This is a genomic window from Paraburkholderia caffeinilytica, assembly GCF_051027425.1.
Taxonomy (GTDB): Bacteria; Pseudomonadota; Gammaproteobacteria; order Burkholderiales; family Burkholderiaceae; genus Paraburkholderia; species Paraburkholderia caffeinilytica_A.
This window is the reverse complement of sequence record NZ_CP186552.1, coordinates 1965341-1977408: the sequence shown is the minus strand read 5'-3', so window position 1 is coordinate 1977408 and position 12068 is coordinate 1965341. Positions and strand designations below refer to the sequence as shown.

The 12068-nt window shown below is 62.9% G+C and carries 11 protein-coding genes; 2 read left to right on the top strand and 9 right to left on the bottom strand.

Annotated elements, in window-relative coordinates:
* Positions 1–103: 103 nt before the first annotated feature.
* Positions 104–700 carry a TetR/AcrR family transcriptional regulator gene (locus tag ACOSV0_RS08690; RefSeq protein WP_434109903.1) on the bottom strand — a complete coding sequence of 199 codons (597 nt, stop codon included), beginning with the start codon at positions 698–700 and terminating at the stop codon, positions 104–106.
* A gap of 294 nt (positions 701–994) precedes the next feature.
* On the opposite strand from ACOSV0_RS08690, the gene ACOSV0_RS08685 reads away from it, so the two are divergent.
* Both ACOSV0_RS08685 and ACOSV0_RS08680 read left to right on the top strand, forming a co-directional pair.
* Positions 995–1657, top strand: a complete 663-nt coding sequence (locus ACOSV0_RS08685; protein ID WP_434109900.1) for a DUF3313 domain-containing protein — start codon at positions 995–997, stop codon at positions 1655–1657.
* A 150-nt stretch (positions 1658–1807) separates the two neighbouring features.
* On the top strand, positions 1808–2029 hold the full coding sequence (locus ACOSV0_RS08680) for a hypothetical protein (RefSeq protein WP_434109898.1): 222 nt from the start codon (positions 1808–1810) through the stop codon (positions 2027–2029).
* A 374-nt stretch (positions 2030–2403) separates the two neighbouring features.
* Here ACOSV0_RS08680 and ACOSV0_RS08675 read toward each other — a convergent pair whose 3' ends face one another.
* The 8 genes from ACOSV0_RS08675 to ACOSV0_RS08640 all read right to left on the bottom strand — a co-directional run bounded on the left by ACOSV0_RS08675 (position 2404) and on the right by ACOSV0_RS08640 (position 11851).
* Positions 2404–3963, bottom strand: coding sequence for a methyl-accepting chemotaxis protein (locus ACOSV0_RS08675; protein ID WP_434109896.1), 1560 nt, complete (start codon positions 3961–3963; stop codon positions 2404–2406).
* A gap of 285 nt (positions 3964–4248) precedes the next feature.
* Positions 4249–5610 carry a sensor histidine kinase gene (locus ACOSV0_RS08670; protein WP_434109894.1) on the bottom strand — a complete coding sequence of 454 codons (1362 nt, stop codon included), beginning with the start codon at positions 5608–5610 and terminating at the stop codon, positions 4249–4251.
* Complete coding sequence (locus tag ACOSV0_RS08665; protein WP_434109893.1) at positions 5597–6319, bottom strand: response regulator transcription factor; 723 nt, start codon at positions 6317–6319, stop codon at positions 5597–5599. Before ACOSV0_RS08665 ends, ACOSV0_RS08670 begins: the two co-directional genes overlap by 14 nt.
* Positions 6309–7868 carry an alkaline phosphatase family protein gene (locus ACOSV0_RS08660; RefSeq protein WP_434109891.1) on the bottom strand — a complete coding sequence of 520 codons (1560 nt, stop codon included), beginning with the start codon at positions 7866–7868 and terminating at the stop codon, positions 6309–6311. The genes ACOSV0_RS08665 and ACOSV0_RS08660 overlap by 11 nt, the downstream gene beginning before the upstream one ends.
* A complete protein-coding gene (locus ACOSV0_RS08655) occupies positions 7865–8569 on the bottom strand; it encodes a TonB family protein (RefSeq protein WP_434109889.1) in 705 nt (234 codons plus the stop codon). The genes ACOSV0_RS08660 and ACOSV0_RS08655 overlap by 4 nt, the downstream gene beginning before the upstream one ends.
* Before the next feature lies 1 nt (position 8570).
* Complete coding sequence (locus ACOSV0_RS08650; protein ID WP_434109887.1) at positions 8571–8969, bottom strand: ExbD/TolR family protein; 399 nt, start codon at positions 8967–8969, stop codon at positions 8571–8573.
* Between the two features lie 2 nt (positions 8970–8971).
* The gene (locus tag ACOSV0_RS08645; RefSeq protein WP_434109886.1) at positions 8972–9664 is read right to left on the bottom strand and encodes a MotA/TolQ/ExbB proton channel family protein; all 693 of its coding nucleotides are present in this window, start codon (positions 9662–9664) and stop codon (positions 8972–8974) included.
* A 15-nt stretch (positions 9665–9679) separates the two neighbouring features.
* Positions 9680–11851 (bottom strand): TonB-dependent receptor, encoded by a 2172-nt coding sequence (locus ACOSV0_RS08640; protein ID WP_434109885.1) that lies wholly within the window; start codon positions 11849–11851, stop codon positions 9680–9682.
* Between the last annotated feature and the right edge of the window lie 217 nt (positions 11852–12068).

Sequence of the window (12068 nt, the reverse complement as noted above, 5' to 3'; positions counted from 1 at the left end):
AAACCGCCTAGACGGTTTGTTTGTAGGTCGAACCATTGAGTCGAAAGGGACGCTCAGACGCAGATTCGCCCGGTCGCCCCTCTATTCGCACCACCCGCGCAGGTCAGCCCGCGGACCGTTTCCGGCGTTTTGGCGGCGACACCTGGCCTTGCCAGCTCTCTTCGTCGAGGAGACGATCGAACAGCCGGTTACGAGTCGAATCGGCCAGTGGCGACAATCCCAACAGGGAATGAAATGCGAGACCGCTGGCAGCGAAATATCGCAGCAACGACAAGTCGAGGTCGGCCGCTTCATCTTGCAACGCCTGCATTTTCCCGGCGTCCGCGACCTTCATGTCGTCAAGCAAGGTCGGGCTTTCGATAATCGCCGCGAGAATGGCGCGTGCGACGGAATGCGGCTGATTGACCGATTCCCGATAAATTGCAATCTGGGCGGCCAGGTTCGGTTCGGCCTTCGACGCCCCCTCTTTCGCAATATAGCTGCGCGCAATCTGCTCGAACTGCTGCCGCTGATGTTCCAGCAGCGCGTAAAGCACGCCTTGTTTGGTACGGAACTGATGCAGCAGTCCGCCCTTGCTGATGCCGCTTTCGCGCGCTAACGAATCGAACGTCAGTCCGCCGACACCGTCCCGGGTGAGGATGGAAAAAGCGGCTTCAATTGCCCTTCTGCGGGAAATCTCCGAACGGGTCTGGTTATCCATTGTCGATATTGATGAGATCGCGATGATTGCGCCGCCGGCTCGATAACGGCCGCGTAGTTATGGTGTCCGGCACGCCATTCGAAGCGGTGAATCGGGGTCTGCGAGCCGTGCCGCAGACCCTCGCCGCAAGAGAATTCGTGCTGAGGAATGGAATTGTACCGCGCCGGGCACCCCAAAAACAACCCGGATAGACGGTTTACAAATCATAACGGTGATGCTACTGTTCGGCCTCATCGGCTCCGGCCTGACCCAGGACGCTTTTCTCCACCCGATCTACCCTCCCAGGAACACCCAATGTTTAAGAAAAACGTCGTCCCGCTTCTTTTCACCGCTGCAGCGGTACTGACCTTAACCGCGTGCGCGGGCGTGCAGCCGGTCGCCTATACGGGCATCTCCTCTGCGTCGCAGTTGACGCAGAACCGCGGTGACGATTCCCGCAAGGTGCCCTACAAATACACGGCCCCGGTGGTCTGGTCGCGATACACGCAGGTCGTGCTGGACCCGGTCGTCGTCTATCAGGGCAGCGATAACCAGTTCGGCGATATGAAGCCCGCCGACCGCGCCGCGCTCGCCGATTACATGAACAAGACGTTTTCGGAAAAACTGGCGGCACGGTTCACTGTTGCGAAGCAGCCCGGCCCCAACACCCTGCGCATCAAGCTGACACTGACGGGCGCTGAAAAGACGACGATGCTGGTTGGACAGGTCATGCACTTCGACCTTGCGGGCAATCTTTATAACGGCGTGCAGTCGATCCGTGGCGGCCAGGGCGCGTTCAGCGGCTCGGTTTCCTACGCCGTGGAAGTCTATGACGGCGCCAATGGCCAACTGCTGAAGGCCTACGTTTCGAAGCAGTATCCGAACGCGATGAACCTTCCGGCAGCCTTCGGCTCGTTGAGCGCAGCGGAGACCGGCCTCGACAAAGGCGCGGATGCGCTGGTCGCCCAGCTTCGTTAACAGGTTCTTACCAGCGGGTTCTTACTCGCAGAATCGCGCAGAGTCGCGCCGACTGGTGTTTTTCCCGGCGCGCGGCGCCACTGAAGTATGAATCGCCGGAACTTGCCGTGAAGGAAAAGCGGCCGTTCCGGATTGAGTGGAGGTTTTCCCATGCACGCATTGCCCGACATCGCTGCTTCACTTGCGCCCCCGCCTTTGATGGCCGCCATCGTGTTCTCGGTCGCGTACCTGCTGGTGGGAATTCCGGTCCAGTTCCGGCGCGGCGCCAGCGCGCGAGATGTAGCCGGTACGCTGGCCGGCGTCTGCGCGGCCCTCGTCTACATCACGCTCGTCGTGTGTCTCCATTCGGCCGCTCACATGGCCCCGCGATAACGCGCATGCTGCGCTATGCGGGTGCGGCCTGCCGGTATGTTTGCCGGATTGCGAAGAACGTATACGCCGTGATCTGCGGAAGACTGTAAATGCGACTTAGCCCTCTGCCAGCAGCCCTATGGCTTGTTCCTCTTGCCGTCGCTTCGATCGGCCTTGCGTTCCACGCTCCCCAGTTTGTACAGCCGGGGCCTGAAGTCAGCATTGGCAACGCACGGTGGCAGGCAGTGATGGCCGCGATGGCACAACGCCACGATAAGCGGATCAGGGTCGCCTTGCTCGCAAACCATCGGCGCATCCCGTCGCCATAGACACATAGACTCGTCAGGAAAGACGACGCGCTCAATCCATCAAGCGCGCCGCGATCCGTCACGTCGTCAGACAGTCTCGCCCTGCAGCCGGAACACGTTGACGACGTCGCGCAACATCTGCGCCTGTTCCTGCATCGATTGCGCGGCGGCGGCGGCTTCTTCGACCATCGCCGCGTTCTGCTGCGTGGTCTCGTCCATCTGCGCAATGGCGACGTTGACCTGCTCGATGCCGCGGCTTTGTTCTTCCGAAGCCGCCGAGATTTCGCTGATGATGTCGGTGACGCGCTTCACTGCGTCAACAAGCGAATACATCGTGCCGCCTGCTTTTTCGACGAGCGCCTTGCCGTCGTCGACACGTTCCACCGAGTCCTCGATCAGGCTCTTGATCTCCTTCGCCGCATCCGAGCTGCGACGCGCGAGATTGCGCACTTCGCCCGCCACCACGGCAAATCCGCGCCCTTCTTCACCGGCACGCGCCGCTTCGACCGCCGCGTTCAACGCGAGAATATTGGTCTGAAACGCAATGCTTTCGATCACGGCAATGATGTCGACGACGCGCGCCGAACTCGCCGCGATATTCTGCATGTTCGCAACCACCTGCTGGACGACCTCGCCGCCTTCGCCCGCGAGCTTCGAAGCGCTGAGCGCCATCTGGTTCGCCTGCAATGCGTTGTCGGCGTTCTGCTTCACGGTCGCGGTGAGTTGCTCCATGCTCGCCGCGGTTTCGCCGAGCGACGAGGCCTGCTCTTCGGTACGCGCCGACAGATCGAGATTGCCCGCAGCGATCTGCTCGGCCGCGACGGTGATCGTTTCGGTGCCGCCGCGAATGCGCCGCATCGCCTCGGCCAACCGGCTCTGCATGCGCTGCATCGCGAACAGCATGCTTTGCCGATCGTCGCCGCCTAGTGCAACGGGATGCGACAGGTCGCCATCCGCGATGGTCTCCGCCACGCGCGCCGCATAGGCCGGCTCGCCGCCGAGACTGCGTTTCACGTTGCGGATGATGAGCACCAGCGCGATCGTGCTGAAGCTCCCTATCACGAGAATGATGATGAAATAGCGCAGCAGACCGGCGCGGAATGCTTCGTCGATGTCGTTCACGTAGACGCCTGAAATCAGATACCAGTCCCACGCGTCGACGCGCTTGACGAAGCTGATTTTCGGCACGTGGTCGGTTCTGCCGGGCAATCTCGCCATATAGTCGACGAAGCCCTGTCCTTGCGCCTGCGCGAGCTTGACCATCTCGACGAACAGGAGCTTGCCGTCGCTATCCGCGTAGTGCGTGACGTCCTTGTTGCGCAGATCCGCGAGCGTCGGATGCATGATGACGACCGGTGTCGCCGTCGTGATAATCATGTAGCCGTTGCCGGGATAGCGCATCACCGAGAGTCGCGCCATTGCCTGCTGCTTCGCCTGCTCGAGCGTCAGTTCATGCCGGTCGGCGAGCTTCGCGTAGTCGGCCACGATGCCGTACGCGCTTTCGACAACGTTTTGCACCGCCGCTTTGCGCTCAGACAGCATCGTCGTGCGCGACTGCCACGCGGCCCAGCCGCCGAGACCCAGCAGGCCCAGCCACGTAATCAATAATGCAAGCCACAGTTTGGTATTCAAGCTGAGTCGGTTCACGCCGTTTTCTCCATAGCCATCCATCGCCGGCTCAACCGCCAGGCTCAGTGTTCAACCACTCTGGAGGCTCGACGAATGGACGAGCCGTTAGAGGGTTATCACTGGTTAACGGCGCAGCGGCGCATTTCCTGAGTCGGGAAACACCCGAACTGGACGATGCGCCGCCGTGCCAGGCTATCAATGAGAACGGGGCGTAAAACCTGCGATGGTCAAAACCGGCAAACGAGAGCCCGGCGAGGCGGAGATTCTGCGAACTAGCGCCGCTCAGTAACAGAAAGAAAGGGACTACGCCGCCCTGAATCGCAGCAGCACTTTGCAACCGGGCTGGTTATCGCCGATTGTGATCTCCGCGTCGTGAACCCGCGCGATTGCCGCGACGAGGCTCAAACCGAGACCGTGCCCCGCCGTTGCCTGGGCAGCCGCGCCGCCGCTGCGATAGAACGGCCGCAATACCGCTTCGCGCTCACCGGGTTCGATACCGGGTCCCGTGTCGGCCACCCGCAGCATGACGAGCCCGCCTTCCTGGTTCACCTCGAGCGTGATCGCGCCGTCTCTCGGCGTGAACTTCAGCGCATTGTCGAGAAGATTTTCGACCACGCCGAACAGCAGATCGACGTCGCCCGTCACCTCCACCGGCGCCGATGCCTGCACCTTCATCGTCAAGCCCCGCTCATGGGCAAGCGGTTCATAGAGTTCGACGACATCGCGCAGCACCGTATCGAGCGAAACCGGACCGAAGCTCGCCTGCCGTCCCCCGGCTTCGATTTCCGCGATCCTGAGCAGCGCCGTAAAGCGATTCAGCACCACGTCCGAATTCACAATCGCGCTGTTGATCGCCGCTGCGTAGTCCTCCGGCGTGCGCGAGCGCCGGGCAGCGCGTTCAAGTCCCGCGCGCAAATGCGTCATTGGCGTGCGCAGATCGTGTGCGATGCCGGCGCACACCCAGCGCACTTCTTCAACAAGACGTTCGATCTCGTCGAGCATCGTATTGACGATCGACGCCAGCCGGTCGAGATCGTGGCTCGTGCCCCGCGTCGGCAGACGGCGATTCAGCTTGCCCGTCATGATTTCACGGCTGGCCTCGCTGATCGCGCGAATGCGCTGGTTCGACATCCAGTTGAGCGCGGCGCCGCAGACGATCGCCAGCAAGATCGTCAGCGTCACGCCCGCGCATAGCGTCTTCACCAACGTGCGGTCGAAAACAATGATCTCGTCGATCGAATGTCCAACCACGATCCGTACGCCGCTGGTGGTCGGCACAATGATGCCGCGATAATGGCCTTCCACCTCCGCACTGCCGTCCTTATAGCGCTGCGTGTAGTTGAAAGGCGTGCGGTCCGGCTCCGCCGGCAAGTTCGCGACATTGCCCGCGAGCCACTTGCGGTTCGCATCGAACACGCCGTACGGCCTGCTATTGGCGATGTCGCGCCGGCTCAACGCCGCGATGCTGGCGATCGCCTCGGCGCGGCCGACGGTGTGGAATTCGGCCACCTCGCCCAGCAAACGCTCATCGACCTCATGCAGCAGATAGCTGCTCGTCAGCCAGTACAGCAGCGTGAAAAGCGCGATCGCGGAGCTGACGAACACGATCATCAGCCAGCCGACGCTGCCCGCGCTGACCCGTGCCGTTCGTTCAGCTTTCCGCATGAATGATATAGCCGGCATTGCGCACCGTCACGATCATGGCCGGCAGGCGTCCATTGCAACTGACCTTGCGGCGCAGATTGGAAATATGCATGTCGACGACGTTCGTCTGCGTATTGAAGTGGTAATTCCAGACCGACTCGAACAGCATCGCGCGCGTCACGACCTGGCCGGCGTGCCGCATCAGGAACTCGAGCAGCGCCAGTTCGCGCGGTTGCAGTTCGAGCGTCTGTCCGGCGCGCTGAACGACGCGTGTCTCGGGGTCGAGCGTCAGATCGCCGACGCACAACAGGGACGGCTCCCCGGCCGACGAATGGCGGCGCAGCAGCGCATTCAGCCGCGCGGTCAGTTCGAGCCCGTCGAATGGCTTGGTCACATAATCGTCGCCGCCGGCCCGCAGTCCGCGCACGCGTTCATCGACCGCGCCCAACGCGCTGAGGATGAGCACCGGCGTGCGCTTACCGACGTTGCGCAAGGTGGACAGGATCGACAGGCCGTCGAGGTCCGGCAGCATGCGGTCGAGCACCACGACGTCGAAGTCGCCGTTCAGGGCGCGTAGCAAACCATGATGACCGGTCGACACGCACTCCACGTCGAAACCGTAGTCTTCGAGCGCGGCATGTATTTCAAGCGCGACGTTCTGATCGTCCTCGACGACCAGAACGCGCGCCGTGCTCCCGCCTGGTAGGGCAATCGGCAGTTCACTTGCCAAGTGGATGAGTTCCTCGTTGATCCTGAGCCAGTTGCCGCGGCTGCCCCCACGTCGCGGCCGGCAGCACGGCCGTGCCTTCCTGCGCGACCGCCTGCAACGCGGTGGGCGGCAGGCCGAGCGCGGCCAGAATGGTGGGCGCGACCTGAGTCGTCGAAACGGGGTAAGTCACGCGACGGCCCGCGTCGGCAAGATGCGGACTCGCGAGCAGCAGCGCCACCGCTGTATCGTCGTTATGAAAACCGCCGTGCTCGGCGAGTTTGCCATCTTTCGGTGGCGTAAATATGACACCGTCGCGCGATACCACGACGATGTCCGGCGTACGGCTGTCTTGCGACGGCGCCGGAAAGCGCAATGCCAGCCGGTCGCCGCTCAGCACGTCGGCGATCCCCAGCGCTTTGGCCTGGCTGCGAAGCGCGGCGCTGATCCGTTGCGTGGCGGATGCGTCGTGCAACCAGATCAGCGCACCGTGATCGGTGGTCAGTTGCGCGAGCGCGCCGGGCGCGGCGTCGTCGATCACCTTCTGCAGACGGCGCTCGTCGATCTTGTTGAGGCGGCTCGGATCGATCGGACCGTTGCCGTGCTTGGCCGTCACGATCACCAGCGTGTCGTCGAGCAGATGTTGTTTCTCCAGTTCAGTCACGAACTGGCCGATCAGCCGGTCCGCATGACCGATCGCGCGATCGACGCCCGGCGTCAGACCGCCGTCGGCATCGCGATAACCATACAGTTTCTGCGCCACATTCACGGCCTGCAGATTCAGCCCGAACACGTTCGGCACGGCTGCGTGCCGGCTGGCGTCGTGGGTCAAACCGTCGATCTCATTGATGATCGCGTGTGCCTTGAGATCGTCGTAGTTCTCGGTCTTGCCGAGCGAACCGGTGATCTCACGGGTCGACACGTTGCTCAGGCCTTCATAGTTCGCACCGATCTCCGGCAGGAACAGATCGTCGACGCCATGACCGGACGGTCCCTCGACCAGTTCGTAAGTCGGGTGCTTGTCGGTCCAGGCGGTGTAGCCGCCGGCTTCGCGTACGGCTTCGAAGATCGTATTCACGCGCAGGAACGCGTGCGGATAGACCGGCGCGCAAGCATGCAGCGGGTCGCGGGGCAGCTTGACCGGATCGATTGCATCGCGGCCGTCGGCGCCGGTCGTGTCGAGCGATTCGTCATAGCGAACCCGTGTGCCCGTCCGGCTGCAATCGCTGCCGGGTGCCGCAAGCCGGCGGTCGTAGGAGTCGTCGTAGTACACGCCGGTCACGGCGGGTGTGCCGCCGGTTACGAGCGCCAGCAGGCCGGGAAACGAATCGGCCGGCTCGACCGTATGGGCGTTGGTGTAGTCGACGCCCTGCTTCGACAGAGTCGCCAGCGTGCTATCGGGATGCGCCTGAATGAAGTTGGCGAGGTCGCCGGTATGCAGACCGTCGACGCTGATCAGCAGCACGTGCTGCACCGGCGCCCCGGGCGGCAGTACGCCCGCGCAGGCAGTGCCTGCGACGGCAAGAGCGGAAAGCGAGAGCGCGGCTGTTATGGCGGAAAGAATCGGTTTCATTCGGTTTCGTTTAGATTGAAAGTGACCCACAGTTGTTCGGAGAGCGTCTTTCCCGCGAAGGCGGGTTCCGGCTTCGGACACGCCGCGTCGCGCACCGCCGCCAGCGCGGCGCGATCGAGCAGGCCCACGCCGCTGGAAACGACGACCCGCGCGCCGGAGATCACGCCGTCGCGGTAATCGAACGCCACCCGCGTACGGCCTGCGATACCGCCCATGCGCGCCGACTCCGGGTAATGCAGGGCGGACTGGATCGCGGCACGTAATGCGGCCTCGAAACTCGCGCCCGGCGCCGCGGGCGCCGCAACCGGCGGCGGCGCGGGATGAGAGACAGCCGGTGGTTCTGTAGGCGTAGCCGACGGCGCCGCGGGCGCCGGCTCGGGTTTGGGCGGCACCACCGGAGCGGGTGGATGAATAGCCGGACGCTGCGTTACCACATGCTCAGCGCGATGCACGGGCTGAGGCGGATGCACCACAGGCCGCGGCGCAGCTTGCGGCACGGGCGGCGCCGCTGGTGCAGGCGTGGGCGTGGGCACAACCGCCGGTGCCAGCGTCAACACCGTCGCCGGCGGCTCGGCCTGCCGATGCGTCAACAGCAGATACGCACCGGCCAGCACACCGGTCTCCACGACGAGCGCAAGCGCCGCCGCCAGATAGATGCGCCGCCGCTCCGGCGCGCTGACATGCGCAGAGATCGTCGCCATCTCACTTCGCCACGGGTTGTGCGGCCAGCGCGATTTGCGACACGCCCGCCGCGCGGCACGCGTCCATTACGGCAACGAGTTTCTGGATCTGCGCCACCTTCGAGCCGGCGATCGTCACCGCCGTATGCGCCGGATCGGGCCGCGCCGACAGCATCGCCGTGAGTTCCGCGGCCGATACCGTCTTGCCCTCGACCGACATCGCGCCGTCGTCGGACAGCGTGACCATCACCTTCGCCGGCGGCAACGTTTGCGTGCTCGCGCTCGACGGCAACTGCGTTTTCAGACCCGCATTCGGAATCATGTGCAGCGTGATCATGATGAAGAACACCAGCAGAAAGAACATGATGTCGATCATCGGGATGATCTCGATGCGGGCCTTGCGCGCTTCGAAATACTTCATCGTCACGCCCCTTGCGACATCAGCTTTCCGGCCACTGCGCGCGGCGCTTCGCGCTCGCCTCGCGCCACCTGCTCATGCGCGGCGCCGGCCATCCGGTTCACGAGCGCCGCCTTCAACGTTTCCAGTTGATGCACGACGGAGCGAACCCGGTTGTGCAACCCGTTGAAAAACACCAGACCCAGCATCGCGACGAACAGGCCCGACGCGGTGGCGACCAGTGCTTCGGCGACGCCGCCGGTCACCTGAGTCGGTGCATTGCCCGGGTTCGACAACACCTGGAACGCGTTGAACATGCCGATGATCGTGCCGAACAGGCCGAGCAACGGCGCGAGCGTGACGATCGTATCGAGCACCCACAGCAGCCGGTCGATGCGCGGCGCCTCGCGCATGATGACCTCGTTGAAGCGCGCGTCGAGCTCCTCGCGGTTGTGCGTGGTTTGCAGGCGCGTGGCTGTCGCGAAGAGCCGGGCGACCGGCAAATCGCGATATTGCTGCGTAAGCGAGGCAAGCGTCGCCGCGTCGAGATGATCGAGCCCGTCGATCTGGTCGAGCGCGGCATGACCGCATGCCGCGAGGCGATGCAGGAACCAGAAGCGCTCGACAATCACCGTCAACGCGACGAACAGCATCGCGGCGATCACGTACAGCACGCCTCCGGAATCGTTCGCGAGGTGCACCAGGGTGTCGACATTCATTGAATCAATCTCCAGTTAGAAGTCGGTGGACAGCGAGGCGACAACCGCGCGGCCGGGAATCGTCCAGTACAGCGGCGTGCTGGCGGCGGCGGTATAGCCGGCGAGCGCGTCGATGCTGGTGCGGTTAAAGAGGTTGTCGAGTTCGAGGCCGATACGCGTGTTGTGCATCCACGCGGCCGGGCTCTTGATCGTGTAGACGGCGGAGAGGTTGGTCACCATAAAGCCGCCGATCGGCTGCGTATCGCCGGTATCGCCGAACTGATGGCCGACGAACTTGGTGATCAGCGAGCCGTAGAGCGGCCCGCGCTCATAGATCACACCCAGTGCCGCCGTCGATTGCGGTGCGTTCGGCATCCACGTGTCGGTGCTCTTCTGTTTGGCCGAATTGAAGGTCAGGTTGCCGTACAGGCTGAATCCGAGTCCGGCATAGAACGTCGCTTCCGATTCGAAACCCTTGTAGACCGCGCCACCCGCATTCGAGAACGTCGCATTGCCGCCCACCACGCGGCTCGTCACCGCATTGCGGAAGTTGATGTAGTACAGGTCGGCCGACAGCGTCAGGCGATCCGTCTTATACGTGGTGCCGATCTGGTAGTTGTCGGTCTGCTCGGGATCGGGCTGGCCGGAAACGGACGGATTCTGCACGTAGAACACGTTAAGGTTCGGCGCGAGGAAGCCTTGTGCATACTGGATGTACGCGCTCCAGTTCGGGTTGATCTGCTCATGGAGCGTCAGCGACGGCAACACCTTCGTCCACGTATGGCTGAAGTCCACCGCCGCGCCGGAGCCCTGATCGAGCGGCGTGTCGATATTGCGGTTGAACGACACGTACTTGACGCCCGGCGTCACGGTCAGCCCGTGCGGCAATTGCCACTCGTACTGAATGAACGGCTCGAACGTGAGGAACGTGTCGTGCATCGTGAAGTTCAGTTGCTCGAGCGCGAAATTCAGCGAGTCGTCCACGTTCATGTTGTCGCGGAAATTCGACTGATGCGTGAGCCACGCGCCAAGCTCCAGCTTGCCCGGACCGATCTGCCGTTCGGCATTCACGATATCGCCGAACGCGCGATAGTTGTTGGCCATCTGCTGGCCGGGCACGTTGTTCTGACCGAAGCTGGTGCCGTTCGGCGTTTCACCGTTCGGGTCCAGTCCGTTGAAGCCGTCGTGATAGTAAGCGTAGGTGTACAGCTTGTTTTCGATCTTCCAGTCCGCGAGTTTCGTCTTGATGCCGATGTACTCGAAGTCCGTGTTGATGCGGTCGTAGTTGTAGCCGTAGTACGACTGGCTCGACGGGTCGCCGCTCAGGCCGAAGTTCGGACCGAACTCGCGGATCTGCGCCGCCGTCGCGCCGAGCGACACGTTCTGATGGATGCGGCTGTAGTCCGCATACAGCGTGAGCAGCGTGTCGTCGCCGAGCGGCTTGTCGAGCTTGAAGAAAAAGTTGTCGCGGCGCTGCGCCGCGTTGGTCAGATAGCCGTCGCTGCCGATGTGGTTGTAGCCGACCACCGCGCGCGCGTCGCCCCACTGCTGCATGTCGCCTGTATTGAGCTCGGCGCCGCTCATCCAGGTATTGAAACTGCCGTACGAACCGAGCACCGTGAATTTCGGCGTCAAGGACGGTTCCACCGACTGCACGGCGATCGTGCCGCCGAACGTCGCAAAGCCGATCTGCGAGGCGTCGCCAGGACCGCGGTCCACGGCAATCGAACCGATATTGCGCGACGAGAAGAACGACGTCGAATGGTGCGTGAAATCGTTGGAGTCGCCAAACGGAATACCGTCGAAGGTCACGTTGTACTGACCGTCCTGAAAGCCGCGAATCGACAGGCTTTGCGACTCCATCAGGCCTGCGCCGTTCGGATCGATATTGGACACGCTCGGCGATATCTGAATGATGTCGCTATAGTTCGCGCTCGGCGCCGTGCTGTTCTCGATGTAATGGCGGCTGATAATCGACTTCGGCTCGCTAGCGCTCAAGGATCCCTGCGACGGCGCCTGAGCCGGCGCGGATTGCGATTTGCCGTCCGGCGCAGCGGCGGCAGCGGACGAAGCCGTCGCCGTGCTTTGCACCGAGCCGAGATCCCCGGTGGTCTGGGCGAAGGAAAACTGCGTGCCGGCTGCGCAGAACGAAGCCAGAACGAACTGCGTAAGCGGCTTCTTGCGGAGCCTTGAACGTACCCGTTGCATGTTTCAGCATCCTTTGTTTTGAATGACCGTAGAGTGATCAGCGAATAAGGACATGCTAAACACCGGGCGTTAATCGACCGTGATGGATACCTTACGAACCTAATCTGGTTGCATGCGCAACAGAAAACAGAACGGCCGCCGCGGTTTGCCAACCGGGGCGGCCTCTTCTGCTCTCCATTCGGGCGTGGCGCTGCCGCGCCGCGCCCGAAGCGAACCT

Bases quoted from the DNA above. Each gene is read 5' to 3' on its own strand.
- ACOSV0_RS08685 (WP_434109900.1), top strand. From the start codon at position 995: ATGTTTAAGAAAAACGTCGTCCCGCTTCTTTTCACCGCTGCAGCGGTA.
- ACOSV0_RS08680 (WP_434109898.1), top strand. From the start codon at position 1,808: ATGCACGCATTGCCCGACATCGCTGCTTCACTTGCGCCCCCGCCTTTG.
- ACOSV0_RS08660 (WP_434109891.1), bottom strand. From the start codon at position 7,868: ATGAAACCGATTCTTTCCGCCATAACAGCCGCGCTCTCGCTTTCCGCT.
- ACOSV0_RS08650 (WP_434109887.1), bottom strand. From the start codon at position 8,969: ATGAAGTATTTCGAAGCGCGCAAGGCCCGCATCGAGATCATCCCGATG.
- ACOSV0_RS08670 (WP_434109894.1), bottom strand. From the start codon at position 5,610: ATGCGGAAAGCTGAACGAACGGCACGGGTCAGCGCGGGCAGCGTCGGC.
- ACOSV0_RS08640 (WP_434109885.1), bottom strand. From the start codon at position 11,851: ATGCAACGGGTACGTTCAAGGCTCCGCAAGAAGCCGCTTACGCAGTTC.
- ACOSV0_RS08645 (WP_434109886.1), bottom strand. From the start codon at position 9,664: ATGAATGTCGACACCCTGGTGCACCTCGCGAACGATTCCGGAGGCGTG.
- ACOSV0_RS08655 (WP_434109889.1), bottom strand. From the start codon at position 8,569: ATGGCGACGATCTCTGCGCATGTCAGCGCGCCGGAGCGGCGGCGCATC.
- ACOSV0_RS08690 (WP_434109903.1), bottom strand. From the start codon at position 700: ATGGATAACCAGACCCGTTCGGAGATTTCCCGCAGAAGGGCAATTGAA.